The sequence below is a fragment of the Pseudoalteromonas sp. JB197 genome, assembly GCF_002332205.1.
Lineage (GTDB): Bacteria > Pseudomonadota > Gammaproteobacteria > Enterobacterales > Alteromonadaceae > Pseudoalteromonas > Pseudoalteromonas nigrifaciens.
The window spans coordinates 2,455,683-2,481,779 of the sequence record NZ_NRGZ01000001.1 but is presented as its reverse complement, the minus strand read 5'-3'; the positions used below and the strand labels follow the sequence as shown (position 1 = coordinate 2,481,779).

The window sequence follows — 26,097 nt, the reverse complement described above, 5'->3', positions numbered from 1 at the left end:
AATATTCATGAAAGTAAATCGCGTTGAAGTGTTTGATATTCATTGCCCAGATCGTCCTGCTTGGACTCCAGTATTTGTACGTATTCATACTGATGAAGGCATTAGTGGTGTGGGTGAAGCGGGCCTTGCATACGATTTAGGCCACAGCGCTGCTGCCGCTATGATCAAAGAAATGGCCGATGCATTTTTAATTGGCCACGACCCATTTCAAACCGAAAAGCTTTGGTCGCGTATGTTACGTGAAAGCTTTTGGGGTTTAGGTGGTGGGCCTGTTGTATATGCTGCAATGAGTGCGATTGATACTGCTCTGTGGGATATTAAAGGTAAAGCACTGGGTGTACCTGTGTATCAACTGCTTGGTGGTAAGGTTAACGATAAATTACGCACTTATGCATCGCAACTGCAGTTTGACTGGGATAGCGAGTTTAAAGCATTAGTGCAGCCACAAGAATATGCCGAAGCGGCTTTAAAAGCGGTTGCCGAGGGTTACGATGCAGTAAAAGTAGACCCAATTCAGTACGATAAAGACGGCAATACTTACTACGATCGCACTAATATTATTTCCCGCGCTGAAATGAAGTTGTACCGTGCGCGTATGCAAGCGATTCGTGAAGCGGTAGGCGACGAAGTTGATATTATTTTTGAATGCCATAGCTTACCAGGGGTGACTTCAGCAATTCAATTGGGCGAAATAGCGAAAGAATTCGATTGCATGTTTTTTGAAGAACCCGTTAACTATTTAAACCATTCATTACACGCCAAAGTGGCTGATAAAGTGGCCGTGCCAATTGCTGGTGGTGAACGCTTGTATAACCGCTGGGGTGTACGCCCATACTTAGAAGATCAAAGTATTAATGTATTGCAACCCGATATTGGTTTATGTGGTGGTTTTACCGAAACGAAAAAAGTGTGTGACTACGCCGATATTTTTGATGTGCGCATTCAAGCGCATGTATGCGGCGGGCCAGTAGCGACTGCAGCTTCACTGCATTTAGAAACAGCCATTCCTAACTTTTTAATTCATGAGCATCATACTTATGCGATTAAAAAATGGAACCGTGAGTTGTGTCTGCAAGATCCTCAACCTAAAAATGGCTTTTTTCAAGTGTCGGAAGAGCCAGGTATTGGTATTGAATTAAACGATGAGATTGTAATGCGCTCGCAGCGTGTAGAAATTAAATAGTTTTATCATACAGATTAAAAAGCCGCGTAGTGATAGCTCACTACGCGGCTTTTGCTATTTGGCGTTATTGTTATAGCTGATTAATTTTACACTGCACGCCTTTTAACTGCTGCGTTGCTTTGCTATCAAGATGGCGAACAAAGCATTGCTTGCCTTTAATCATTAACTCAAACTGGTCGGGCATATTAAGCTGCTTACCCATAATAGGATTACCCATAGAGTCTTTATGGTTGAGTTTATCGAGCGTCACAGTACTGTTAGTAGTAAATACATCATCGGCTAATTGCACTTGTGAGCTATGCAGCAAGCTGGCAATAGCATTAGCTACTGCTATGCTATTAGGTGTTACTAATAGCGCATGCTGCAGCTTAGGAGTTGGCTCAGCGCTTTGTGCTAAGCAGCCGCTGAGTGCGGTTGTTATAAATGCGATTACTGTAAGTCGGCGTACTTTCATGGTTTATCTCATGTTATCGCTAAGAATAGTATTTTGCTCAAGCAAGGTTTGAATTCGCGTATCTTTTACTTCAGGCGAATCAGTTGTAATAGCAGGTGCAAAACCTTGTTTACTGTTTATGGAGCTTGGCGCAGGGCAGCTACCGGTATTACGATAGTTAAGCGCTGTTTTAAGCAGTGCTTCATTGGCATTACCTAATGGCTGAGAAAAGTCATCGGCAAGCGCACAACCAGTTAATAGTACGGGTTGAAAAGCGTTATCAATAGTGTTTTTTGGCGCAAAGCCATCAGCATACTCGCCAAAACCTTTATTATTTATACCGCTAAACTGAATGGTAAAATAGGTGGTTGCGCAGTTATCGGTAGGATAAAAGCCATAAGGCTTGCCACAGGTACCAGAGCCTATCTGGATCACTTCAATGTCGGCGCCGCGCAGACCATTAATAATGGCTTCGCTTGCTGAACAGGTGCTGCTAGTCGTGAGAACAAATACGCGGCTTAGGTTTAATGTTGGCAGTGCGCTACCGGGCACAGTTGCAGGGTTATCAGCAAATCCCACAAACTGATTAGTAAACGGCATTGGGCTAAGTGTTTGCCCAGTTACCGGGTTGGTATTTGGATTTTTATCGTTAAAAACAGTACGCTCAAACACTTTTCCTTGGGTGTTCGCGCGGCCCGCAATCATATAGGCTACTTGGCTGGCCATTTGTAAAAAGCCGCCGCCGTTATAGCGTACGTCAATCACTAAGTCTTTAATATTACTTGCTGCAAATTGGTTAAATGCATTGTAGAGCTGATCTTCAGCAATCGCATTATGGCTATTAAACTGAAAATAACCCACATCGCCATCGGCTAAGTCGGTACGCACATTGACTACCGGTTGCGAGGTAATATTTTGCGAGGTGAGTGTTACGGTACGGTTTTGGTTAGTATTTATGTCTTTAAATACAAACTCGGTCGTTTTACCTGTTTGCTCAGGAAACAAACTTGCACTAATAAGAGCAACTTCACTGCTGGAAGTCGTATTTACAAAATCAATGCCATCTACTGCAACAAGTTCAAAGCCACGAGCAAGGTTTTGATTACTCGCAGGTGTATTTGGCTCGGTATAGCTAATAACGGCTTGGCGTGGCGCGCTGCTAGCAAGTATTTTTATATTAAAGCCATAGCCATAGGTTACCCCTGATTGACTTTGGCGCTGCCACTCATCGGTAGGTAAGTTAAAGTGGTAGTTATCTTTTTTAGCGCCTGAATCGGTCAGTTCATTGGTTTTTAAGGTATCAAAATAAGCAACTACGCCGCTTGTAAGCGCTGGATCGGTATCTATTATCTCATCGTACCAAAGGTAGGTTTCGTTACTCCACGAACGCAGCCAGTTTTTTTCATTACTTGCTTGGCATTGTCCTTTAAATTGGCTGGCACTGGCAAATACCCCTGCGTTCCAGCTATTGGTATTGCTATTAGGAGTAAGGCCCTCGCTATCGCTACCGCCGCCACACCCAGATAAAACGCTAAGCAGTGCTAAGGAAGCGAGTGTTGTTGTTTTTTTGTCACGAATTTTAGAGTGCATATAAGAAGCTCTATTTTTAAACGATTAATTTAAATATAGCGGCTTTTATTTAGAGTTGATAGCAGTGTTTAGCGTTTTTATAGCTTAATTGCTGCCAAAGTGCTTGGTTACTACATAAGTTAAAGTGTGCCTGCCATAAGTCGTTATATTGGGTATTGATTTGGCAAACGGGGAAGTTACTCGCAAACATTATTCTTTGCTCGCCAAAGTGTTGCAAAATAATATTAAAGCACAGTGCTTGCTGCCCGCTATTGAGCTTAAGTAACTCAAATCCCGAAAACTTAATTGCAATGTTATGGTACTTGGCGAGTAATTTAATGCCTTGCTGCCACGCTGGCATATTGTGGGGTAAACCTGCGTGATTAAGTATAATTTGTAACTGTGGAAACTGTTTGGCGTATTGAGCAATTTGTTTAACTATAATATGGTTTTCAAGCTCAAACTGGGCTTCAAAATGTAATTTTAATTGCTGTAACGTTTCAAAGTTATTGTAGCAATTACTGCTGAGCAAACGTTTGGCGTCATCACCTTGGGTAATATCTCTAATGCCCGCTAAGCTTGGATGGGAAAGGTTACTGAGCGCATGGCTAAATAGCTGATTGCTTTGATCAATCTGGGCAAAACTAACGGCTTTGTAAGTAATGCCAGCCAAGTGCTTGGTGAGCCAGTTAAGCTCGTTTATAGGTGCGCTGTTATCAAACCCCGCTTCAATATGCACTAAGCCTGCAAGTTTAAAGTCGCAATCTTGCATTAATTGCGCAGCACTGATCGGCTGCTTTATTTTGTCTAAGTTAGGCCATGGCGGCGGGTTAGCGCCTTGTAACCAAGTATATTGCCCCTCAAGTAGATTAAAAAAATGCACATGGGGGTCAATAATAGCACTACTCATTGCGCTGTATAACCACCGTCAATACTTTGCAAGCTACCGGTGATAAAGCTTGCATCATCGCTGACTAAAAAATTCACTAAAGCGGCTACTTCATCAGCTTGGCCTAAACGGTTAAGTGGCTGCAATGCCGCCTCTTCGGCTACTGTTTGTGCTTTATTGGCACCACTGTTTTTACAGTAAGCGTCTATGGCGTTATGAAATAACGGTGTTTCTATAGTGCCAGGGCACACGGCATTAGCCCTAATATTAAAACTCGCGTAATCAAGCGCGGTGGTTTTTGCCATAGAAGCAAGGGCGTGTTTAGTCAGGTTATAAGCAAATGAATTTTGTTTACCTATAATTGCCTGATCTGAGGCTATAAGCACAATAGCGCCGTTGTTTTGGGTTTTCATTATTGGTAATACACTTTGCACTGCCGCATACGCGCCTTTTACATTAAGCGCAAATAGTGCATCGAGAGTTTGCTCATCGGTACTTTCTATGTTGGCGCTTAAATGTTTCCCTGCATTAGAAACAAGTACATCAATGCGCTGCGTTTGCTCAACTATGGCATTAATACAACGACGTACAACAGTGACATCGCTTACATCACAATGATGAAACTCACCAAAGTTACTTGGTGTTATATCAAGGTTATGTACTTCATAGCCGCTTGCTAGTAAGCGCTGTACTACCGCTAAACCAATACCTTTGGTGCCGCCGGTAACAATAGCCACTTTTGACATACTTGCTCCTTTATTTGTTATTACTTTTTAATTAGTGAGAGTGACCACATCCGTCTGCTGCATGCACATGGCCGTGCGATACTTCTTCGCTGGTGGCTTCACGTACCGACACTACTTCAACATCAAAAGTCAGTGTTTTACCTGCAAATGGGTGATTTAAATCACAATCTGCATTAAAACGACCCACTTTAATAATCGTTACCTGATGACGACCTTGATCCGAGCTTACCATTGCGGTCATGCCTGGTTTCCATACTTTAACTTTGCTTTGTGTTTGTAAATGCTTTAACGGAATGCGTTGTACTAAGTTATCAACACGTTCGCCGTATGACTCGCTTGGCGCTAATGTAACGCTAAACTTTTCGCCAGCGGCTTTGCCTTCCAGTGCATTTTCTAAACCAGGAAGCATGCCTTCGCTGCCATGAATATAAGTAAGAGGCGCTTCGTTAGTGCTGGTTTCTATTTGCTCACCGGCTTCGCTAAGGGTGTAATGAAATTCAACGGCTGAATTTTTACTAATTTGCATGCTTATCTCTTTAAATTTTGACTGTATTAGTTAGAGCGTAATTTTACGCGAAATATGTTTTTTTAGAAACTTAACGTGGCTGATTTAATGTTTTTTGTAGATCTAACAATAAATCTTTTTTAATTGTTGTTACTTGAGGCTTTTCGGCCTGAGGAATAAATAACACTAATTGAATACCTGGTTTGAGCATACTCGACGCTGACAGTTTATTCCATTTAGCTAGGTCACTGTGCGGCACATTGTAAAGCTGACTAATGCTCCACAAGGTATCGCCTGGTTGCACTTCATAGTCTATTTCGAGTGTTGCAATTACCACTTCTTGATGCTCAAGGTAGGGGCTAATTTTATAATCAACAGTCAATGATTCCGGAAGTGTTTTGGGCTGGCCAACAAGTAATTTTTCACCAATGCCAATTAAGTTGTTTTGTTTATTATTAAGTTGCTTTAAGGCACTTAAAGGCATGCCAAAGCGCCTAGCAATACTGTAAAGCGTATCGTTTTGTTTAACTATGTACTCTCCAGCAAAGTTAGTTTTAAAAAACGAGCTGTTTAATAGTGCCTGTTGCTCAATTGGCAGTAATAACGTATGCGGACCATTGGGTGAACTTTGATTTTTTAAATACCCTTGATTAAGTGCATGTAGCTGCTTAGAGCCTACTCCAGAGAGCTTGGCAATGATTGAAAAATCAAATTGTTGGCCTACATTCATATGGGTGGTCAATGCTTTGTAAGCGAGCTTTGGGCGTTTAAAACCTTGTTGCGGGTGTTTAACTAAGTAGCTTAGTGCCAGTAACTTGGGTACATAATCGGCGGTTTCTTGAGGTAATTTTAGCGACCAGTAATCAGTGCTTTTACCGTGCTTTTTATTTTGTTTAATCGCGCGTTTAACTCGCCCTTCACCGCTATTATAAGCGGCGAGAGCGTGCAGCCAATTGCCATCAAAGCGTTTATATAAGTAACTTAAATACGCCAGTGCTGCGTCGGTGGCGGCAAGTACATCTTGGCGGCCGTCATACCATTGATCAGACTTAACCCCAAAATGATGTGCAGTTGCTCCTACCAGTTGCCATACGCCAACGGCTTGCTGCGATGAGTGTGCAGTGGGTCTAAATCCGCTCTCTACAAAAGGCAGCAGTGCTAACTCTATTGGTAGTTGCTGTTGTTCTACCTTTTTTACAATATGGTATAAATACGGAGCGGCTCGTTTGCTCATAACTTGCAGGTAATCGGGTTGCTGCAAATACCAATTAATACGCTTTTTCAGCGCTTTATTTTGTTCAATAGGAAAATGCAGATTATTAGCGATATGCTGCCATAAGTCAGTTGTTTTGGCCGGTGGCGTTATTATCTTATTTTTTGTATTTTTAGGCGGCGTTATGCGTAAGTTAGTTTTTGTGCTTTGCGGTGTTTTTAATTCACTAGGGGCGCTGTAACTTGGCTTAAAGTGAGTAAATATTTGCGGTGCTTCTATAGGCTCTGGCTTGGTGGTTTCACAGCCAAATAAAAAAACACCTAAACAAGCTAAAACCAAACTGCGCATAACATTCACTTCTATTAAAATCCTTTTACTATTTTAACACAGTCCGTTGTGTTGAGTTATTTTGCGTTTATCGCGCGAATTAATCCTGCTTGTAAAAATAAATTACTCGACTTGGCATTAAGCGACTCTTGCATGTAGGGTTTAATCGCGACATCAGGAAATGACAGCATTAACTGCTCTATTGTTTGCCCACTATTATTAGCTACATGCTCTGTAATGGCGGTTAAAAATGCGTGCGACTGCTGCAGTTGCGACTTATTAGTTAGTTCACCATGACCAGGAATTATAGTTTTTAGCACTGAGTCATTAATATATTGTTGTAGCAGTGCGCGCCAGCTGCTTAGCTCGCCGTGGCCAGGGTAGGGAAGCCAGTCAACAATATCTCCACCAATCAAAGTGCTGCCACTGTTAGTTGTAATGGTTAAATCGCCATTGGTATGTGCTTGGTGGGCGTTTAAAGTAATTTCAAAATTGCCTAAGTCTAATGTTTTATTGGTGTTTATGCTTATTTCAGGTGCATTGAGTTGATATTTTTGCCAGCGGAATAGGCGCTGTTTAGCGCGTTCTAACTTTGTGCGCCACTGCGCTTGCTCATTTTCGGGGAGTGTTGCTAAGCGTTGGTAGCTAAGCTCAATGCTTTTTTCGAATCCCTCTAGCTTATCGTTAAATGCTTGCTGATAAAGGGCAAAGTCAGTTTTTACTTGCTGATGGGTAATTAATTGCGCATCGGGGTAAAAGTGCTGCATTACAGCCATCCCCAGCAAATGATCGTCATGAAAATGAGTGGCCACTAAGTAACACAAAGGTGTTGTTAAGTGCTTTTTTAAATCGCTAGCAAGTTGTTCTACTGCAGCAAAGTTGCCGCTGGTATCTACTAACAGTGCGCATTTACTACCTTCAATTAATACTTGGTTTGAGTCGTAAAAACGTAGTTTATGTTGTTGTTTTAAAAATTGAATATTGGGACTTATTTTCTCCCACGTAACATCGGCGTTAGCATTGGCTGCAAAATAAAAAGAGTTAAGCAGTAGTAGGTACTTACTTAATTTAAATAAACGCAGGGCTGACTTCATATAACGCTCTCTATTATGGTTTAAAAGCTGCGTAATAAATAAAAGCGCTCTAGGCGCTTTTATTTATTATGTTTAGAGTCATTTGATAAGTGCTGACTCAACTTATCAATGAGTTGATCTTGGTGTTGCAGATCAACGGCTTTTATAGTCTTTGCTTCTAGCAATTCGTGGCTTAAATTTAAGGCTGCCATAAGTAGGGCATTTTGCTCATTTTTAACAGTAGAGCGTTGTTTCATTTGCTCAACCAAATCATTGAGATTTTTAGCTGCCGCTTTAAGTGCCTCTTCTTGCCCAGGTGGGCAAGCAAATTGCTGCTCTTTACCAAGCAATTCAACAGTGACTCGCTGGTTTTGCAGCTCAGACATTAGCTAGCCTGTTGTGCGCTTTGTAACTTATCAAGCAGGCCAGATAAAGTAGTGCTGGCATCTTTTTGCTTTTCTTCGTTTTCAAGGGCTTCTAATTGCAAAAGCTCGTTGTCGTCAGCGAGTTTACTATTTTGTTCTTTTAAATTAGAAACATCAGCTTGTAATTGATTATTACGCTGAATTAATTGGTCGATCAGTTGTTCGAGTTGTTGAAGAGTGTTGTTATTCATAAAGGCGCTCATATAACTGTAATTAAGGTAATGCAAATGTAAAGCAAAGTTTGTTTATTTACCAGCATTTACGCTGGTTTTAGCTGATTTTTATTCTCTGTTAAGGGATAATTCAGTGTATTGGCTTTTTCATTCAGAAATGGTTCATTTTAATGGCCGCTTATCAGGGGATAGGTTGTCAAAGTACAGTGCTTATGGTTCACTGTTTTTATTAAATAGCGTATGGCGAAAATAAATAATGCTTAGTTACAGACACTCATTTCATGCCGGAAACCCTGCCGATGTACTTAAACATTTAGTGTTAGCACAAGTGTTAGGTTACCAAACTTTAAAAGATAAGCCACTGGATTATATAGACACTCATTCGGGTGCGGGCTTTTTCGAATTAGCAGCGGCCGATGCACAAAAAACACAAGAGTATCAAGACGGCATTGAAAAACTGTGGCAACACACTAGTAAACACTCAGCTTTAAACGACTACATTGCACTGATCAAATCGTTTAACCAAACAGCCGATTTAGAGTTTTATCCGGGTTCGCCAAAAATTGCGGAACACTTTTTACGCCGCCAAGATAAAGGCTGGTTTTTTGAGCTGCACCCACGTGATTTGTTATTACTAGAGGAGAACATGCAAGGGAAGCGTTCGATTCGAGTACGTGGCGAAAATGGTTTTGCTGGTTTGGTTGGCTTATTACCCCCTGCATCGCGCAGAGCCTGCGTGTTAATAGACCCACCTTATGAAGTCAAAGACGATTACGACACTGTTATTACTACGTTGATGCAAGCGTATCAGCGCTTTGCTACAGGCACATACATGATTTGGTATCCTGTTGTTGACCGCAGCCGCATTGACAACATGGAGCAAGACCTAATTGACTCTGGCATGCGTAATATTCAATTATTTGAGCTAGCTACCAAAGCCGATACCGACGTGCATGGCATGACTGCCTCGGGGATGATAGTAATTAATCCACCGTGGAAATTAAAACAGGTTATGGATGAGGTGTTGCCAGAGCTGGTGAGTATATTGAGTGAATCAAGTGGTTTTTATCGCAGCGAGCAGTTAGTCGCAGAGTAACCCACATAGCAAAATGCCCAGTTAAACTGGGCATTTTAATTATTACTGCAGTTATTTTAGTTAAAGTAAACGGCTTTAAAGGTAGCTAGTTGCTCACCTTTTTCATCTTTTAAGCTCAACGATTCGCCATTAACTTGCCACTGCGCAGCTTTACTTAGCATGCTAGACATTGCAGCTTCTTGATCCATGTTTTCATGACACATTTTTTGCGTTGCCGCTATGTGATCAAAAGTCACCGTTTGCTCATTAACTTCATAACCACCGTTAAAGTTATTGCAGCCTAAAAATCCATGCACTTTGCCATCATTACTAAATTGAATGAAAGGTTCTTTTGTTGTAACCGTAACATTATCGCCAGCTAAAGTGATTGCTTTCCAATATGTATTTGCTAAATCAACATCTGGTTTTTGATCTACTTTTGTAACCACAATTTTGTACGGGCTGGTTTGTGCATCTGCTGCGAATGGGTTGTTATTGCTTGTGCTGGTGTAGAGTAGCTCACCATTATTTTCAATACGTGCACTAACGCTGTAGCTAAGTGTTTTATTAATTTTGTTAGTGTCGTAGGCAAGCTCTACTGTATAAGGAGGACCACCATTTAAATCAATAACCTGCTGGCTAATAACGGTTGCTTTAATATCCATTTTAGATACATCGGCAAGTGTTACTGTTAGCTGTGAATTAGGCGCCAACATGCTGCGATCAAGGTAACTAACTTCAGTTGTTAGCGTTGCTGTTGACTCTGCCTGTGTTGCCTGTGTTGCCTGTGTTGCCTGTGCAGTGTTCTTTGCATCATCACATCCAGATAATACCAATGCGCCACTGGCTAAGAAGCTGATCCCTGCTACCGATTTTAAAATTGAACTTGGCTTACGTTTAAACATCGTTGTTCCTTTAATACTAAATTAGATGATTTTAAATGATGATAGTGCTTAGTTACTTAATCAAGGCTTAATTGAGGAGTAAAAGTTTGGCTTAGTGATTGTTACAACGCGTAAAAAAGGGCGCTTATGCGCCCTAAATAAATATTTTTACTTTTTAACAAACTTGGTCAGAATTACAATACGTTGACCATCAACACGCCCTTCTATATGTTCAGGATTGCTAGTTAAGCCAATATTACGTACCGCAGTACCGCGCTTAGCGGTTAGGCTGCTGCCTTTTACATCTAAATCTTTAATTAGCGTTACGGTATCACCGGCTTTAAGTACTACGCCATTGCTATCAAGATGTTTTAAGTCGTCATCTTCAGCAAGTACTTGTTGAGCCCATGTTAGGGCATCTTCTTCTAGATAAATCATGTCTAGGGCGTCTTGTGCCCAGCCATTGTCGGCAGCTAAGCGGCTCAACATACGATAAGCCACTACCTGAACTGCAGGAGTTTGGCTCCACATGCTGTCGTTTAAACAATGCCAATGGGTAGGGGTTAGCTCAGCGGTGTCTTCAATTTGATCTTTACATACTTGGCAAGTGTAAATGCATTTATCTGAGTGGGCTTCTTTAACTGGCGGAACTTCGTACACAGATAAAGTATCTGTTGCTGCACATAATTCACATTGGTTATTACTACGTTCTACTAAGGCTTGTTCAATGCTCATATAGGAGGCCCTTATGCTGTTTTTACAAAAATATTATGTGGTTATTATACCTCCATCTGGGCTCTTTGTGTACATTTGCACTAAGGATTAGCGCATATCCATATAAAAAGTATGGTTATATCTTGTTTGTAACTGCAAATTACAATAATTAAATACAGCAAACTCGGTTTAGCATTGAGCAAGACGCAGCGTTTAAGTTTGCGTATGATAAGCGCATGATGGTTTATTTTTTTGATATGTTATGCGCTTACTTCTCCCTATAGTTAGTATTTTAATTGCTTTAGTTTTATTGGTTCCCGGTGTTACCCAGCCTGTATTATCCCTAGAGGGGAAAATAGATAAGTCTAAATTAGCGCAAACAGGCATTGAGATGATTGCCGATGAAGGCGACCGCAACACTCGAAACATGCTGATGATGGCATCAAGCATGTTTGGGTTAGATAAACTTGAAGGTGAGATAAGTGCTTATCAAAAAACACGCAGCATTTGGGGAACGGTTAACGAACTGGCTCATAATAAAAATTATTTAGTGGCGGTGTTGGTGGCTTTTTTTTCAATTGTAATACCGACTATTAAGTTACTAATGCAATTAGTCTTTTGCTTATTGCCAGCGAGTAAGTTTAAGCAAAATCTGGGAGTAACTATTTGCGCTTTGAGTAAGTGGAGTATGGTAGATGTGTTTGTTATTGCACTTATTGTTACTTACCTTGCAGGCAATGCCGAGGGTGAAACCGGTGGGCTAATTAAAATGCACGCCGAACTGGGGAATGGCTTTTGGTATTTTACCGGTTATTGCTTATTTGCCATTGCCGCGAGTAGTTTTATTAAAACAGATGCAAAAAATATATAAAGGTTTGTATTAACTATTCAGTTATCATAAACTTCGCTAGAACCTAGAACCTAGAACCTAGAACCTAGAACCTAGAACCTAGAACCTAGAACCTAGAACCTAGAACCTAGAACCTAGAACCTCAATAAGGCAACTTTTTGCAACGCATTTACTCTAGTTTACTGATCATCGCTATGTTACTCACGCTTGTGGGTCAGGCTGTTGCGTCTGTTGCTATGCTATGTGAAATGCCGCACATGAGCCAAACACAGCATGCTGCAACTAATGTTGCAACTGAAAAAGTACATCAGCAAATGTCAGTCAGTATGATGAATATGGACTGTTGCGATGATGCAGCAACCGAGCAAGAATGTAATTGCCCAATTAATGCTTGTTCAGCGTACTCAATGTTGAGTGTTGATGGTTTATTTAGCACCCCACTGATTATTTCTGAAAAAATACAGCTCTATCCCTCACAAAACCAACACCATTTAGTCAGCTCGCTATACCGCCCCCCTATGTCTGCTTAATTGCAGGATAGGTGTACCTAAAATTAGGTCAAGTCGTTTAATTCACCTTTTCTGCCTCTAAGTTAATCTTTTAATTTTAGTGGAGTAAGTGATGAATCACTTTGCAGTATTTAAAGTCAGTTTTTTAGCGCTAATGCTAGGAACTGCAATCTCAGCACACAGCAATGAACTTAGCCTAGATGAGGCGCTTTCGTATGCGCTAAACCATGAGCCTTGGCTAAAGGCAAGCCAGTACCAACAAGCCTCAGAGCAAGCACAAAGTATAGCCGCAGGTAGTTTGCCTGATCCGGTATTAACTTTGGGTTTAATGGGCGTGCCAACCGATGGTTTTGCTTTAGATCAAGAAGGTATGACACAGCTAAGTATTGGTGTAAGCCAAATGTTTAGTCGTGGCGACAGCCTAGCATTAAAACAGCAAGCCTTAGCACAATCTGCGCAGCAACATCCTTGGTTGCGAGCCGATCGCCTTGCACAAGTAAAAACAATTGTTATTGAATCATGGCTTAATGCGTACAGAGCTCAGCGCAGCATTGCGCTTATCGAACAAGATAAAGCCTTATTTTCGCAACTGATTGATATAACCGAATCAAGTTATGCCAGCTCGCTAGGCAAAACTCGTCAGCAAGATATTATTCGCGCTCAGTTAGAGCTCACTCGCCTAGAAGATAAATTAGTAATGCTAGCGCAGCAACTTGAAAGTGCTAAAAAACGGCTGTCGCAATGGTTGCCAATGAGCATGCTAACTCAACCAGTAAGTACTAAAAACACAGCTATTGAGCCGTTAATTAGTTTTACCACGCTGGAATTTGAGGCGCTAATGTCGTTACTTATGGCGCATCCCGCGATTGTTGCTATTGATCAAACAGTAACAGCTAAGCAAACAGAAATAGCGCTCGCAAAGCAAAGTTATAAGCCGCAGTTTGGAGTAAATATGGGCTATAGCCATCGAGGTGATACGCCTATGGGAGACTCACGAGCCGATTTACTCTCTGTTGGGGTAAGTATTGATTTGCCGTTATTTACTAGTAACCGCCAAGATCAGCAAGTTAACGCTGCAATAGCGACAGCTGAAGCAGTTAAAACTCAAAAGTTAATAGCGCTGCAAAAGTTAAAAGGGATGTATTTCAAAGAGTTTAGCCAATTAATGCAGCTACAAAAACGCGATACGCTTTATCAAACTAAGTTATTACCGCAAATGGCAGAGCAAGCCCAAGCCACACTCAATGCATACACGCGGGACGACGGTGATTTTTCAGAAGTTATGCGTGCTCGTATTAGTGAGCTTAATGCCAAAATTGACGGCTTAAATATTCAAATAGACCAACAAATTATTATTGCTCGTCTAAATTATTATGCCAGTAGCCAAGACGCTGCTGTGATGCTTGAACAATTAGGAGAGCAAAATCGTGAATACTAATTTAAAACTATTAATAGCAGCTGTAGTGGGTGGTGGAGTAACGGCATTAGTATTATCGCTTATGCCCGCGAGCAATACTGATATTAAAGCAAGCACAGAAAAACAACCACTGTACTGGGTAGCACCCATGGATAGTAATTATCGACGTGATGAACCCGGGCTTTCGCCAATGGGCATGGACTTAGTGCCTGTTTACGATGAAGCACCAGGCAGTAGTAGCAATTTAGATGGCCCAGGTGCTGTGACTATTTCGCCAGCGGTGGTTAATAATCTCGGGGTAAGAATCGCCAAAGTACAGTACAAAGCGTTACAAAATGAAGTTAAAACGGTTGGCTATGTGCAATATAATCAAGATCAACTTATTCATATTCACCCTCGTGTAGAGGGTTGGTTAGAAACGCTTTATATCAAAGCAGCGGGTGACAGTGTTGAGCAAGGTGAGCCACTTTATACCTTGTACTCACCGCAATTAGTGAATGCCCAAGAAGAGTTTCTATTAGCGCTCAATCGTAACAATCAGGTGCTTATTCGCGCAGCTAAAGCACGCTTAAAGTCACTTAATATATCGGATGATTTTGTAGAGCGGCTGCAAAAAAGTAAGCAAGTAATGCAAAACATTACCTTTTATGCCATTCAAAGTGGCGTAGTTGAAGAGCTAAATGTGCGCGAAGGTTTTTATGTTAACCCCGGCACCACTATGATGAGTATTGGTAAGCTTGATGAGGTATGGGTTGAAGCGCAAGTGTTTGAGCGCCAAGCTGAGCTAATTAAGATTGGCCAGCCAGTAAGCATGACGCTTGATTATTTAAGTGGCCAAAGCTGGCAGGGTAAAGTGGATTATATTTACCCAACACTCGATGCTAAAAACCGGACCTTGCGAGTGCGCCTGCGCTTTAATAACGAAGGCCATAAACTTAAGCCTAATATGTTTGCCCAAGTAAATATTCATACTCAAGCCAATAAAGCGCAATTAGTAGTCCCTAAAGAAGCGGTGATCCGCACCGGTAACCAAAACCGTGTAGTGGTTGCCTTGGGCGAGGGGCGCTTTAAATCTGTGGCTGTAGAAATGGGCAGAAGTGACAGTAAAAACACCGCAATATTATCAGGAATAATGGCAGATGATGACGTGGTGGTTTCGGCGCAATTTATATTAGATTCAGAATCAAGTAAAAGCTCAGACTTTAAACGTATGCAAGCCCCTCAAGCTGTTAGCTCTGTATGGAGCGAGGGCATTGTTAATAGCATTATGGCGGAACATCGTATGGTTAATATTAGCCATGAGCCGATAGCTGAACTTGATTGGCCTAGTATGACAATGGACTTTACGGTTGCTGATGATGTTGACTTTACTGCTTTTGAAAATGGCCAAACATTACATTTTGAGCTGACTAAGCAAGCTGATGGCAGTTATGTATTAACGGCTATTCATATAATGAAAAGCACAGTAACAAATAGCGAAAAAAATACAGCAACTGTTTTGGGCACAATTAACAGTATTGATAAAGCACAGCGCATAGCAAATATTAGCCGTGGTGCAATAGAAAAATGGGGACGCGAACCTGCAAGGCTCGATTTTACCTTTGCAGATGATATAGATTTAACCGCACTTGCAGCGCAGCAACAAATAAACTTTACCTTTAGTTTGCAGCAAGGGGAGTTTGTGATTAGCCACATAAATGGTGAGCACTCTACAAGCGCATCAGGTAATCACACTATGCAATTGCATAACGCGCATTAGGAGGCAATATGATAGCTGCAATTATACGTTGGTCCGTTCTTAATCGCTTTTTTGTGTTGTTACTGACCGTTATTTTAATTGGCGGGGGCTTATTTGCTGTTAAAAATACCCCAGTTGATGCCTTGCCCGACTTATCAGATGTGCAAGTAATTATTAAAACCTCGTATCCGGGGCAAGCACCGCAAGTAGTGCAAGATCAGGTTACTTTTCCACTTACCACCGCAATGTTATCGGTGCCAGGAGCGCAAACAGTAAGGGGCTTTTCATTTTTTGGAGACTCTTACGTATATGTAATATTTGATGAAAAAACCGATTTGTACTGGGCACGTAGCCGAGTACAAGAATATTTAAGCCAAGTAGCGAGCCGCTTGCCAGCTACAGCCAGCGCAGAGCTTGGCCCCGATGCCACCGGTGTTGGTTGGATTTACTTATATGCACTGGTAGATAAAACTAATCAACACGATATTAGCCAATTACGCAGCTTACAAGATTGGTTTTTAAAATTTGAATTACAAACCGTACCTGGCGTATCTGAGGTTGCCTCAGTAGGGGGCATGGTAAAACAGTACCAAGTTACGGTTGACCCCGATAAGTTACGAGCTTATGGCATTCCACTGAGCTTAATTCAAACTGCCATTGCCCAAGGCAATCAAGAAATGGGCGCATCGGTAGTCGAAATGGCCGAGGCTGAATACATGGTTACTAGCACCGGCTATATTAAAAGTGTCGCCGATTTAGAAGCGATTCCTTTAGGTGTAAATACTAATGCCACACCACTGCAATTGCGTGATGTGGCCGATATTCGTCTAGGGCCGCAAATGCGCCGTGGTATTGCCGAACTTAATGGCGAAGGCGAAGTGGCTGGTGGCGTAGTGGTAATGCGCTTCGGTGAAAACGCGCAAAAAACCATTGAGCTGGTAAAAGCAAAGCTCGAATCATTAAAAAAAGGGTTACCAGCGGGAGTTGAAATTGTACCCGTGTACGACCGCTCCAACTTGATTAAAGATGCAGTTGATAACTTAAGCAGTAAATTACTCGAAGAGTTGGTTGTGGTTGCTTTGGTTTGCATTGTATTTTTGTTTCATGTGCGCTCATCTTTAGTAGCGATTATTACTCTACCACTGGGTATTTTAACAGCATTTTTAATTATGTACTGGCAAGGTATTAATGCCAATATTATGTCGCTTGGCGGTATTGCCATTGCAATTGGCGCCATGACCGATGGCGCCATAGTGATGATTGAAAATATGCACAAACATATGGAAAAAACCCCACTAACCGATGAAAACCGCTGGCAAGTGGTGATTGATTCGGCCAGTGAAGTCGGCCCCGCATTATTTTTTAGCTTAATGATAATTACGGTAAGTTTTATGCCGGTATTTATTTTAGAGGCGCAAGAAGGGCGTATGTTTGCCCCGCTGGCGTACACTAAAACCTATGCTATGGCTGCCTCTGCTGGGCTTGCAATTACTTTAGTACCGGTACTTATGGGATACTTTATTCGCGGCAAAGTAATTTCAGAGCAAAAAAATCCGGTTAACCGTATGCTGGTAAATGCTTATAAACCATTACTTAACGCAGTACTTAAGTTTCCTAAAGCAACTTTGGCCTTAGCTACGTTGATTGCAGTGATTGGCTTTTATCCTGTAAATAAAATGGGGAGCGAGTTTATTCCCCCCCTTGATGAGGGCGATTTAATGTATATGCCAACTACTTATCCAGGTATTTCGATTGGTAAAGCGCGGGAGTTGTTACAGCAAACCGATAAATTAATTGCCACTGTGCCAGAGGTACTAACTGTATTTGGTAAAGTAGGGCGAGCAGAAACCGCCACAGATCCAGCGCCGCTTACCATGATAGAAACCTTTATTCAGCTCAAGGCTAAAGATCAATGGCGCGAAGGTATGACCCTAGATAAACTCAAAAAAGAGCTAGATAGTTTAGTGAAGTTTCCTGGGGTAACTAACGCATGGGTTATGCCAATAAAAACCCGTATTGATATGTTAGCAACCGGCATTAAAACCCCGGTGGGGATTAAAGTTGCTGGCCCTAAATTGAGTGAAATTCAAAAAATAGGTCAACAAATTGAAAGCATTTTAAAAGATGTACCGGGTACGGCATCCGTTTATTCTGAGCGAGTTGCTGGTGGGCGTTATATTAAGGTAGATATAAACCGTGAAAAAGCGGCGCGCTATAGTTTAAATATTGCCGATATACAGCAAGTTGTAGCTACTGCTATTGGCGGCACAAATGTCACCCAAACCGTAGAAGGGCAAGAGCGCTATCCGGTAAATCTACGATACCCGCAAGGTTACCGCGATTCACCTGAGGAGCTAATGTTACTTCCTATTGTAACTCCAGCCGGGCAGCGTATAGCTTTAGCCGATGTTGCTAAGGTCTTTATTGAAGATGGCCCAGCCGGAATAAAAAGTGAAAATGCCCGCTTAAATGGTTGGAGCTTTATTGATATAGAAAATATTGATATTGGTACATATGTAGAAAACGCCCAGCAAATTTTGCATGAGCAATTGATACTACCTGCAGGATATTCAATTACCTGGGCTGGGCAATATGAATATATGCAGCGTGCTAAAGATAAGCTTGCTTACGTATTACCACTAACGTTAGCCATTATTGTAGTGCTGCTGTATCTGAACTTTAGAAGCTTTGCGGAGGTATTGATTATTATCGTTACTTTACCGTTGGCGATGATTGGCGGAATATGGCTAATGTACCTAGAAGGCTTTAACTTTTCGGTGGCTGTTGGGGTGGGCTTTATTGCACTTGCAGGGGTGGCCGTAGAAATTGGGGTGATCATGCTGGTGTATTTAAATCAGGCCTACCAAGAAAAAATTACCCAAGCACAACAAACTGGTGTGCCGCTTAATTATGAGCAGCTTAAGCAAGCAATAACAGAGGGCGCAGGGCTAAGAGTACGCCCCGTAATGATGACAGTAGCTACTATAGTGATAGGTTTATTACCGGTACTTTATGGCACTGGCACGGGCAGTGAAATAATGAGCCGCATAGCAGCGCCTATGGTAGGGGGTATGTTTAGTGCGGTTGTTTTAACCTTATTAGTAATACCGGCAACGTATTTATTGTGGCGCAAACGCGACCTATAATATTTACATTGGTTATGTAACTTATACTGAAAAACAGTATTAAGTTACATAGCCTGCAACTTTGCTATTGATATTGCTCACTTTTTTATATGGCACGATTTACGCATTACTATGTTTACTCAGCTTAAGTAAGGAATGCAGATGCAAGTTAAAACAATTCAACAAATGTATGACTGGACTATTTTGTTTCATACACAAATGGCGGCCAACTTTTTTAGTGTGCGGGAACTATTAGGTGAGCATAATACTCAATTAGTTGATTACTGTACTAAATACGAAAAAAAACTCGCTGAAGATTTAATTGGCTTTAAAGCAATCACCACCATAAATACGTTAGATACCTACTGCTATGAGTATTTTGCAGAAAATCCAGAGCTACTGAATTTTACTGATTTAGATCGAAGTACCCAATTAGATGAGCAAGCTATTCAGGGCTATTTGTCTGATCAGCATCAAAAAGTAATAAATGCTTATGAGTACTTAGAGGGAAAAACACAAACTGCAGACGGCAAAGAAAAACTCGGACAAATACTGCAGCTTGAGTACCAAGGATTAAAACAAATGGTACAAAGCATAAACCGACATATAGATATGTAACCTGATCTCCGGATAATAAACTTATCTTAAGCAGCTATTTTCAGCGCTAACTGTGTTGAATTTTCTTGCAATAGGCCAGCTATTGACGCGTAAATTCGCCTTATTTTCACTGAAAATCTCTAGCTAGAGAAAATACAGTTAAATATAATTATGATTCAATACGTTAGTAAATCTCTTAACCAGAGTTCAGGTTATGTAAATTTATATACAGTTAAAACTAATAAAAATAACGGCGCTACACTATGGTGTGTAGCGCCGTTATTTTGTTAAACCTTTTCTACATCAACAATTAAGTCGCTTGTTATCGACTCTAATGCATTAATTACTTCTTCTTTATTCAACCCATTAGGTAGTGTTACTGTAGCAACAGCACTAAAAATAGGCACGCCCCAATTAGGTGCGCTTTGTTGCCTTGAGTTTAAGTGAGTAATATTGGCTCCTTTATGACGAATTACACTTGCAAGCTCTTGCACAATACCCGGGCGATCGTTACCGGTAATAACAAAGTTAAGTTGCTCACGTGTGGCGGGTTCTATTTCTGTATTGCCTGTTTCAATACGTACATCAAGTTTAGGCAGAGCATTGAGCGCATTTTGCAGTGCCTGAAAATGCTCTTCGCTAACTTCAATCTGAATAATACCTGCAAAGTGACCGAGCAAATGGCTCAAGTTGCTGCTTAGCCAGTTGCCATGATTTTCTAAAATAACGGATGAAATGCTCTCTACTAAACCAGGACGATCTTGTCCTAAAATGGTTATAACCAACTGCTTCATAAATAGTTCTCTTCTTTAAAGCCCAAATAAGGTAATGCATAGGCATTAAGTGTTGTTTAACTCTATTCAGAGTTCAGGTTAAATATTATGATTTAGTTGCTAAAGTTAGACCTTTAATCCTACAGTGCAGCCCTTGCAACAAACCATAATTATTAACTAAATGCTTCCTGAGTATTGACCTCGATAAATACTTTGTCCAATAAATATAATATTTAGTTCATCAATACTGCATAAACACGGCTGCTATTTGATCTTAAAGATATTTAAATTACACGGTAAATAATTATTACCGCTGTAACATTACTGTCACTTTGATGAAATATAATCACTGCAACGTTAAGATTAAAGGATGTTTTGATGACTTCCAATCCGAATAAGCCGACTTTTAATACGGATCGAAGCCGTCTATTTAAAGACCGACTTGCCCAGTTTGGCATAACCGTAGGTGGAGTAATGGTATTAATAGCGCTGCTATTAATTTTTTTCTACCTTCTTTATATAGTACAGCCAATTTTTGAATCAGCTAAAGTTGAAAAGCGCGACAGTTTTAATCTTACAAACGCAGAGCAAATAGTGGGAGTAGGCGTTGAGGAACAAACTGAAGTTGCTTATTTATTAAGCCAGCAAGGGAGTGTTGACTTTTATAGTGTTGAAAAAGCTAACTTTGGTAAAAAGCTAAAAACGCTAGAGGTAACCCTGCCTAGCGATGTGAGTAGCTTTGCTACCAGTGCACCGTTTCAGGGGCAATATGCATATGGTTTAGAAAATGGCAGTGTAAAAATTGTTATTCCTAAATTTATGGTGACGTTTCCAAATAACGAACGTAAATTAACTCCACGTTTAGATTATCCGCTAGGCGAACTTGCTTTAGAGGTAGACGAGCAAGGTGCTGCTATAAAGCGTTTTGCATTTAGCCACTTTGAAGACAAAACAGCCGTTGTTGCGCTAACAGCCGACAAGCGCGTTTTATTTAGTAGCTTTGTTGCTGAAGAAAACATGTTTAGCGGCGAAGTAGAATGGCTTGTGGAACGCACCGAGCTAGATGTTGCAGGGCGAGTAGATGAGTTACTTATGTCGCCAGATACTACCCGAGTATTTGTGCGCTCAGCTAATCAAATTTATGTTTACGATACGCGTGACCCAAGCGAAGTAGAGCAAATTCAATTACTGTCTGCCAATGAAGAAAACGCTAATATTGTTGCGGCGCAATTACTTGCGGGCGCTAACTCTCTTATGTTGGCAAACGATAATGGAAAGGTATCGCAGTGGTTTGAAATAAATACCGATAGTGGCCGTGAATATCAAAAAATCCGCTCATTTGAAACAACAAAGCAAAGTAAGTTAAACGTATTTACTGAGTTTTACCGCCGTACCTTTTTTACTACCAGTAGTAATGGTGAGTTAGGCGTTTATTACACCACAAGCCAAGCAAAATTGTGGCAAGGCAAAGTAAGCGAAGGAGCAATTAAAAACTTTGCTATAGCACCGCGTGCAAATGCAGCGCTAATTGTTGCTGACAACAAACTAACCGTATTAGAAGTTCATAACGAACATCCTGAAGTTACTTGGTCTGCACTTTGGCAAGAAGTGTGGTACGAAGGTTACCCAGAGCCAGGTTATATTTGGCAATCAACCTCAGCCAGTGACGACTTTGAGTCTAAGTTTTCGTTAGTGCCTATTTCGTTTGGTACCTTAAAGGCGGCATTTTACGCCATGCTATTTGCCGTACCTATCGCGATTTCTGCTGCTATTTATACCGCTTACTTTATGTCGAGTGAACTGCGTAAAGTGGTTAAGCCAACGGTAGAAATAATGGAAGCACTTCCTACCGTTATTTTGGGGTTTTTAGCGGGCCTATGGTTAGCGCCTTTAATAGAGCAGCACTTACCAGCCATAGTTGGCTTACTGGTGTTATTACCTTTAGGTATTTTGGCTACTGCGCTTGGTTGGACTAAATTACCAGCCAGTATTCGCCATAAAATTCCTGAAGGATCGCATGCCATTATACTTATACCGGTAGTGTTATTTATTGGTTGGTTTTCGTTTGCGATGAGCGAAACTGTTGAGCTGTGGATGTTTGATGGTAACGTGCGCCAATATTTAACTAACGAGCTTGGCATGACCTTCGATCAGCGTAATGCCTTGGTAGTGGGTATTGCGATGGGCTTTGCTGTAATTCCTACTATATTTTCGATTGCGGAAGACGCGGTATTTAGCGTGCCTAAGCATTTGTCTAATGGCTCACTGGCACTGGGTGCAACACAGTGGCAAACACTGATACGCGTGGTATTACTTACCGCCAGCCCTGGAATATTTTCTGCGGTAATGATGGGCCTTGGCCGCGCAGTAGGCGAAACCATGATAGTGCTTATGGCAACCGGTAATACCCCGATTATGGATTGGAGTGTGTTTCAGGGAATGCGTACGCTTGCGGCAAATATTGCGGTTGAAATGCCAGAGTCGGAAGTGGGTAGTTCGCATTACAGAATATTGTTTTTAGCAGCATTTGTATTATTTATATTTACCTTTGTTTTTAACACCATTGCTGAGTTTGTTCGTCAGCAACTGCGTGAAAAATACAGCTCAATGTAAGTGGAGAACACGACATGGTAAAGCAGTGGTTTAGGTCTGGTTCTCCTTGGATTTGGATGACCGGTGGTGCGGTGAGCATCAGCTTAATTTCAGTAATTGGTTTATTAGCTATGATAGCGTGGAAAGGGTTAAGCTTTTTCTGGCCTTCAGAGGTAGTGCAATTTGAGCTGGAAGGCTCAATTGCAAAACAAACTATTATTGGTGAAATTTACGATCGAGAATTGGTACCCAAAGCGCGTTTAGCGGCAACCGGTGTTGATGTTTCGGCATATGATAGGGAAGAATTTGAGCGGTTATTAATTAAAACCGGTAACCGTGAATATGTAGATTTAGATTTTCGTTGGATATTAAACACCGACATAAAAAACCAATCAACGCCTACCACCCTTGCCGTGTTTGAGCGTAGCAAAAATGGTAATTTTTATGGCTACGTAGAAGGCGTAATTGAAGACGGACAACCTGTTACCGGCGATAAGGTAGCCTATTTACATAAGCTGGTTGAACGGGCAGTTGATTTAAACGACGAAGCACTTGATTTACAAAACGGTGATATTGGTCATATTAACTATGAACTGGAACGTCTAAGGCTAAAAGAAAAATCCTACTTACTTGATAATGAACTTACAGACGAACGTGTTGCTGAGCTTGCAGAGGCGCGTGCAGAACTACGTGCCGAGTATGCGGTGCTCGAAAAGCAACTGTTTGCACTGCGTAAACAAGCACAGCGCGACCAAGTTATGGTTAAAGATATGCGCGGCGAAATAGTCACCATTCCATTGTATCAAGTATTAGATGTGTGGTTTCCAAACGACATGAGCTTTTTAACCAAACTGGGCCATTACTTTATCCAATTAGGTAAGTTTGTATCAGATGACCCTCGCGAAGCAAATACCGAAGGTGGCGTATTTCCGGCCATATTTGGTACCGTGTTTATGGTTATGCTAATGGCTGTTATTGTGACGCCATTTGGGGTGGTTGCTGCAATTTACTTGCATGAATACGCGGCTAAAAATGCGGTAACTAAGATGATCCGTATTGCGGTAATTAACCTAGCCGGTGTACCTTCTATTGTATATGGTGTATTTGGCTTAGGCTTTTTTGTTTATATGCTAGGTGGCAGCCTTGACCAATTATTTTATCCTGAGTCATCACCTACTCCGGTATTTGGTACACCAGGTGTTATGTGGTCGGCTTTAACACTGGCAATACTTACCTTGCCTGTGGTTATTGTTTCCACTGAAGAAGGACTATCGCGTATTCCAAGTACGGTACGCCACGGATCATTAGCGCTTGGTGCCACACAAGCAGAAACCTTATGGCGTATTGTTATACCTATGGCAAGCCCAGCAATTATGACAGGTTTAATACTGGCTGTTGCGCGTGCAGCAGGTGAAGTAGCGCCATTAATGCTGGTGGGTGTAGTAAAAATGGCACCTACGTTACCGCTTGATGGTAACTTTCCATACTTTCACTTAGACAGAAAGTTTATGCACTTAGGTTTTCATATTTACGATGTTGGCTTTCAAAGCCCGAATGTTGAAGCGGCCCGACCGCTGGTATATGCAACGGCATTTTTATTAGTGTCGGTAATTATTACCCTCAACATAACCGCTATTGGTATACGTAATCATTTACGTGAAAAATTCAGATCGCTTGAGCTTTAATAAGATTTAATAGGTAACAAACATGATTTCAGTCGCTCCAAAAGTAAATCAAGCCAATACCAGCTTGAAGTTAGACTTAGACAATTTAACCACAGAGCAAACAGCGTTAGAGATTAAAGATCTCGATCTTTACTACGGCGATAAACAAGCGCTGAGTAAAGTGAATATGAATATTCCAAAAGGCCAGGTAACAGCCTTTATTGGCCCGTCGGGGTGTGGTAAATCAACCTTATTACGGTGTATTAACCGCATGAACGACTTAGTTGATATTTGCCGCATAGAAGGTGAAATACTGCTACATGGACAAAACATTTACGATAAAAGCGTTGATGTAGCGGCGCTGCGTCGTAACGTAGGCATGGTATTTCAGCGACCTAACCCTTTTCCTAAATCAATTTATGAAAATGTGGTTTATGGTTTGCGCTTACAAGGTATTAAAGACAAACGTAAATTAGATGAAGTAGTTGAGCAATCATTGCGTGGTGCAGCGCTGTGGGATGAAGTAAAAGACAGGCTACACGACAGCGCTTTTGGGTTGTCGGGGGGACAGCAGCAACGTTTAGTTATTGCGCGCTCAATTGCTATTTCGCCAGAAGTATTACTGCTTGATGAACCTACCTCGGCACTAGACCCTATTTCTACTTTAGTAATAGAGGAGCTAATTAACGATTTAAAGAGCAAGTTTACAGTGGTAATTGTTACCCATAATATGCAACAGGCCGCCAGGGTTTCTGACCAAACGGCGTTTATGTATATGGGGGAGCTAATTGAATACTCAGACACCAATACTTTATTTACAACGCCTAATAAGAAAAAAACAGAAGACTATATAACCGGTCGTTACGGCTAATTCAGCCGATATTATGTGTACAATATTGATAGGATAATAACGATGGAACATAACATTAATAAGCATATTTCTGGCCGTTTTAATCAAGAATTAGAAAACGTACGCAACCTTGTGCTTAATATGGGCGGGCTGGTTGAGCAACAGCTTAACAGTGCGTTAGATGCAGTGAGCCAAAATGATGCTATGCTTGCGCAAAAAGTGCGAGAGAATGATTATAAAGTTAATGCAATGGAAGTAAGTATTGACGAAGAATGTACGCGAATTATTGCCAGGCGTCAGCCTGCTGCAAGCGATTTGCGTTTAGTGGTGGCTATTGCAAAAACCATTGCTGATTTAGAGCGTATAGGCGATGAAGCAAAGCGAATTGCTAAAGTTGCATTAGATTCATTTACTAAAGACCAACAGGCTTTATTAGTAAATATTGAAAATATGGGACGCCAAGTATCAAAAATGTTGCACGATGTACTTGATGCATTTGCACGTATGGACGTACAACGTGCATTTGAAGTACACAAAGAGGATGCTAAAGTTGATAGAGAGTACGAAGCCATTATTCGTCAAATTATGACCTATATGATGGAAGACCCGCGCTCAATCCCAAAAATTATGGATTTAGTGTGGTCAGTTCGTTCATTAGAACGCATTGGTGATCGGTGTCAAAATATTGCTGAATATATTATTTATTTTGTTAATGGAAAAGATATTCGTCATACATCTCAAGAAGATATAGAAAAGTCTTTATAATTTTTTTA

General features: G+C 41.2%; 24 protein-coding genes. 12 read left to right on the top strand and 12 right to left on the bottom strand.

Annotated elements, in window-relative coordinates:
- Window positions 1–7: 7 nt before the first annotated feature.
- On the top strand, window positions 8–1,183 hold the full coding sequence (locus tag CIK86_RS11750; RefSeq protein WP_011327000.1) for a mandelate racemase/muconate lactonizing enzyme family protein: 1,176 nt from the start codon (window positions 8–10) through the stop codon (window positions 1,181–1,183).
- 70 nt (window positions 1,184–1,253) lie between these two features.
- On the opposite strand, the gene CIK86_RS11745 is transcribed toward CIK86_RS11750, so the two are convergent.
- The 9 genes from CIK86_RS11745 to zapB all read right to left on the bottom strand — a co-directional run bounded on the left by CIK86_RS11745 (window position 1,254) and on the right by zapB (window position 8,554).
- Window positions 1,254–1,637: a hypothetical protein gene (locus CIK86_RS11745; protein ID WP_011327001.1), complete on the bottom strand. Its 384-nt coding sequence runs from the start codon at window positions 1,635–1,637 to the stop codon at window positions 1,254–1,256.
- Window positions 1,638–1,640: 3 nt separating this feature from the next.
- Window positions 1,641–3,206 carry a S41 family peptidase gene (locus tag CIK86_RS11740; protein WP_086994835.1) on the bottom strand — a complete coding sequence of 522 codons (1,566 nt, stop codon included), beginning with the start codon at window positions 3,204–3,206 and terminating at the stop codon, window positions 1,641–1,643.
- A gap of 49 nt (window positions 3,207–3,255) precedes the next feature.
- The gene (locus CIK86_RS11735) at window positions 3,256–4,095 is read right to left on the bottom strand and encodes an amidohydrolase family protein (protein ID WP_086994831.1); all 840 of its coding nucleotides are present in this window, start codon (window positions 4,093–4,095) and stop codon (window positions 3,256–3,258) included.
- Window positions 4,092–4,820, bottom strand: coding sequence for an SDR family oxidoreductase (locus CIK86_RS11730; RefSeq protein WP_058372409.1), 729 nt, complete (start codon window positions 4,818–4,820; stop codon window positions 4,092–4,094). The genes CIK86_RS11735 and CIK86_RS11730 overlap by 4 nt, the downstream gene beginning before the upstream one ends.
- Before the next feature lie 31 nt (window positions 4,821–4,851).
- Entirely contained in the window at window positions 4,852–5,346 is a 495-nt protein-coding gene (locus CIK86_RS11725; protein ID WP_086994827.1) for a peptidylprolyl isomerase, read from the bottom strand.
- 70 nt (window positions 5,347–5,416) lie between these two features.
- Complete coding sequence (locus CIK86_RS11720; RefSeq protein WP_086994824.1) at window positions 5,417–6,886, bottom strand: transglycosylase SLT domain-containing protein; 1,470 nt, start codon at window positions 6,884–6,886, stop codon at window positions 5,417–5,419.
- A gap of 56 nt (window positions 6,887–6,942) precedes the next feature.
- Window positions 6,943–7,959 (bottom strand): MBL fold metallo-hydrolase, encoded by a 1,017-nt coding sequence (locus CIK86_RS11715; protein ID WP_011327007.1) that lies wholly within the window; start codon window positions 7,957–7,959, stop codon window positions 6,943–6,945.
- Window positions 7,960–8,018: 59 nt separating this feature from the next.
- Window positions 8,019–8,324, bottom strand: coding sequence for a cell division protein ZapA (locus tag CIK86_RS11710; protein ID WP_011327008.1), 306 nt, complete (start codon window positions 8,322–8,324; stop codon window positions 8,019–8,021).
- Window positions 8,324–8,554 (bottom strand): cell division protein ZapB, encoded by a 231-nt coding sequence (gene zapB / locus CIK86_RS11705; RefSeq protein WP_011327009.1) that lies wholly within the window; start codon window positions 8,552–8,554, stop codon window positions 8,324–8,326. Before zapB ends, CIK86_RS11710 begins: the two co-directional genes overlap by 1 nt.
- A gap of 238 nt (window positions 8,555–8,792) precedes the next feature.
- Between zapB and rlmJ the strand changes: the two genes are divergently transcribed.
- Window positions 8,793–9,632, top strand: coding sequence for a 23S rRNA (adenine(2030)-N(6))-methyltransferase RlmJ (gene rlmJ, locus CIK86_RS11700; RefSeq protein WP_086994820.1), 840 nt, complete (start codon window positions 8,793–8,795; stop codon window positions 9,630–9,632).
- Between the two features lie 56 nt (window positions 9,633–9,688).
- Here the strand turns inward: rlmJ and CIK86_RS11695 are convergent, their stop codons facing one another.
- Together CIK86_RS11695 and CIK86_RS11690 are read right to left on the bottom strand one after the other, a co-directional pair.
- Entirely contained in the window at window positions 9,689–10,516 is an 828-nt protein-coding gene (locus CIK86_RS11695; protein ID WP_086994817.1) for an META domain-containing protein, read from the bottom strand.
- 147 nt (window positions 10,517–10,663) lie between these two features.
- Window positions 10,664–11,230: an alkylphosphonate utilization protein gene (locus tag CIK86_RS11690; RefSeq protein ID WP_086994814.1), complete on the bottom strand. Its 567-nt coding sequence runs from the start codon at window positions 11,228–11,230 to the stop codon at window positions 10,664–10,666.
- Window positions 11,231–11,471: 241 nt separating this feature from the next.
- Between CIK86_RS11690 and CIK86_RS11685 the strand changes: the two genes are divergently transcribed.
- The 6 genes from CIK86_RS11685 to CIK86_RS11660 all read left to right on the top strand — a co-directional run bounded on the left by CIK86_RS11685 (window position 11,472) and on the right by CIK86_RS11660 (window position 19,466).
- The gene (locus tag CIK86_RS11685) at window positions 11,472–12,080 is read left to right on the top strand and encodes a paraquat-inducible protein A (RefSeq protein ID WP_011327014.1); all 609 of its coding nucleotides are present in this window, start codon (window positions 11,472–11,474) and stop codon (window positions 12,078–12,080) included.
- 137 nt (window positions 12,081–12,217) lie between these two features.
- Window positions 12,218–12,589, top strand: coding sequence for a hypothetical protein (locus CIK86_RS11680; protein ID WP_011327015.1), 372 nt, complete (start codon window positions 12,218–12,220; stop codon window positions 12,587–12,589).
- 91 nt (window positions 12,590–12,680) lie between these two features.
- Window positions 12,681–14,006 (top strand): TolC family protein, encoded by a 1,326-nt coding sequence (locus tag CIK86_RS11675; RefSeq protein ID WP_011327016.1) that lies wholly within the window; start codon window positions 12,681–12,683, stop codon window positions 14,004–14,006.
- Window positions 13,996–15,744, top strand: a complete 1,749-nt coding sequence (locus CIK86_RS11670; RefSeq protein WP_086994810.1) for an efflux RND transporter periplasmic adaptor subunit — start codon at window positions 13,996–13,998, stop codon at window positions 15,742–15,744. The genes CIK86_RS11675 and CIK86_RS11670 overlap by 11 nt, the downstream gene beginning before the upstream one ends.
- 8 nt (window positions 15,745–15,752) lie before the next feature.
- Window positions 15,753–18,869: an efflux RND transporter permease subunit gene (locus CIK86_RS11665; protein WP_086994807.1), complete on the top strand. Its 3,117-nt coding sequence runs from the start codon at window positions 15,753–15,755 to the stop codon at window positions 18,867–18,869.
- A 141-nt stretch (window positions 18,870–19,010) separates the two neighbouring features.
- Complete coding sequence (locus CIK86_RS11660) at window positions 19,011–19,466, top strand: hypothetical protein (RefSeq protein WP_011327019.1); 456 nt, start codon at window positions 19,011–19,013, stop codon at window positions 19,464–19,466.
- A 266-nt stretch (window positions 19,467–19,732) separates the two neighbouring features.
- On the opposite strand, the gene CIK86_RS11655 is transcribed toward CIK86_RS11660, so the two are convergent.
- Window positions 19,733–20,239, bottom strand: coding sequence for an ACT domain-containing protein (locus CIK86_RS11655; RefSeq protein ID WP_011327021.1), 507 nt, complete (start codon window positions 20,237–20,239; stop codon window positions 19,733–19,735).
- 357 nt (window positions 20,240–20,596) lie between these two features.
- On the opposite strand from CIK86_RS11655, the gene CIK86_RS11650 reads away from it, so the two are divergent.
- Genes CIK86_RS11650 through phoU form a run of 4 tightly spaced genes read left to right on the top strand, consistent with a single transcriptional unit; the run spans window position 20,597 to window position 26,089 of the window.
- On the top strand, window positions 20,597–22,831 hold the full coding sequence (locus CIK86_RS11650) for an ABC transporter permease subunit (RefSeq protein ID WP_086994804.1): 2,235 nt from the start codon (window positions 20,597–20,599) through the stop codon (window positions 22,829–22,831).
- Between the two features lie 14 nt (window positions 22,832–22,845).
- The gene (gene pstA, locus CIK86_RS11645) at window positions 22,846–24,495 is read left to right on the top strand and encodes a phosphate ABC transporter permease PstA (protein WP_011327023.1); all 1,650 of its coding nucleotides are present in this window, start codon (window positions 22,846–22,848) and stop codon (window positions 24,493–24,495) included.
- A gap of 22 nt (window positions 24,496–24,517) precedes the next feature.
- Window positions 24,518–25,345 (top strand): phosphate ABC transporter ATP-binding protein PstB, encoded by an 828-nt coding sequence (pstB, locus tag CIK86_RS11640; RefSeq protein WP_011327024.1) that lies wholly within the window; start codon window positions 24,518–24,520, stop codon window positions 25,343–25,345.
- Between the two features lie 42 nt (window positions 25,346–25,387).
- Window positions 25,388–26,089: a phosphate signaling complex protein PhoU gene (phoU, locus tag CIK86_RS11635; protein ID WP_086994801.1), complete on the top strand. Its 702-nt coding sequence runs from the start codon at window positions 25,388–25,390 to the stop codon at window positions 26,087–26,089.
- Window positions 26,090–26,097 lie beyond the last annotated feature (8 nt).

Bases quoted from the DNA above. Each gene is read 5' to 3' on its own strand.
- CIK86_RS11750 (WP_011327000.1), top strand. From the start codon at position 8: ATGAAAGTAAATCGCGTTGAAGTGTTTGATATTCATTGCCCAGATCGT.
- CIK86_RS11675 (WP_011327016.1), top strand. From the start codon at position 12,681: ATGAATCACTTTGCAGTATTTAAAGTCAGTTTTTTAGCGCTAATGCTA.
- CIK86_RS11740 (WP_086994835.1), bottom strand. From the start codon at position 3,206: ATGCACTCTAAAATTCGTGACAAAAAAACAACAACACTCGCTTCCTTA.
- pstB (WP_011327024.1), top strand. From the start codon at position 24,518: ATGATTTCAGTCGCTCCAAAAGTAAATCAAGCCAATACCAGCTTGAAG.
- phoU (WP_086994801.1), top strand. From the start codon at position 25,388: ATGGAACATAACATTAATAAGCATATTTCTGGCCGTTTTAATCAAGAA.
- CIK86_RS11665 (WP_086994807.1), top strand. From the start codon at position 15,753: ATGATAGCTGCAATTATACGTTGGTCCGTTCTTAATCGCTTTTTTGTG.
- CIK86_RS11695 (WP_086994817.1), bottom strand. From the start codon at position 10,516: ATGTTTAAACGTAAGCCAAGTTCAATTTTAAAATCGGTAGCAGGGATC.
- pstA (WP_011327023.1), top strand. From the start codon at position 22,846: ATGGTAAAGCAGTGGTTTAGGTCTGGTTCTCCTTGGATTTGGATGACC.
- CIK86_RS11710 (WP_011327008.1), bottom strand. From the start codon at position 8,324: ATGTCTGAGCTGCAAAACCAGCGAGTCACTGTTGAATTGCTTGGTAAA.
- CIK86_RS11685 (WP_011327014.1), top strand. From the start codon at position 11,472: ATGCGCTTACTTCTCCCTATAGTTAGTATTTTAATTGCTTTAGTTTTA.
- CIK86_RS11690 (WP_086994814.1), bottom strand. From the start codon at position 11,230: ATGAGCATTGAACAAGCCTTAGTAGAACGTAGTAATAACCAATGTGAA.
- CIK86_RS11725 (WP_086994827.1), bottom strand. From the start codon at position 5,346: ATGCAAATTAGTAAAAATTCAGCCGTTGAATTTCATTACACCCTTAGC.
- CIK86_RS11720 (WP_086994824.1), bottom strand. From the start codon at position 6,886: ATGCGCAGTTTGGTTTTAGCTTGTTTAGGTGTTTTTTTATTTGGCTGT.
- CIK86_RS11660 (WP_011327019.1), top strand. From the start codon at position 19,011: ATGCAAGTTAAAACAATTCAACAAATGTATGACTGGACTATTTTGTTT.
- CIK86_RS11745 (WP_011327001.1), bottom strand. From the start codon at position 1,637: ATGAAAGTACGCCGACTTACAGTAATCGCATTTATAACAACCGCACTC.
- CIK86_RS11715 (WP_011327007.1), bottom strand. From the start codon at position 7,959: ATGAAGTCAGCCCTGCGTTTATTTAAATTAAGTAAGTACCTACTACTG.
- CIK86_RS11730 (WP_058372409.1), bottom strand. From the start codon at position 4,820: ATGTCAAAAGTGGCTATTGTTACCGGCGGCACCAAAGGTATTGGTTTA.
- rlmJ (WP_086994820.1), top strand. From the start codon at position 8,793: ATGCTTAGTTACAGACACTCATTTCATGCCGGAAACCCTGCCGATGTA.
- CIK86_RS11650 (WP_086994804.1), top strand. From the start codon at position 20,597: ATGACTTCCAATCCGAATAAGCCGACTTTTAATACGGATCGAAGCCGT.
- CIK86_RS11735 (WP_086994831.1), bottom strand. From the start codon at position 4,095: ATGAGTAGTGCTATTATTGACCCCCATGTGCATTTTTTTAATCTACTT.
- zapB (WP_011327009.1), bottom strand. From the start codon at position 8,554: ATGAATAACAACACTCTTCAACAACTCGAACAACTGATCGACCAATTA.
- CIK86_RS11655 (WP_011327021.1), bottom strand. From the start codon at position 20,239: ATGAAGCAGTTGGTTATAACCATTTTAGGACAAGATCGTCCTGGTTTA.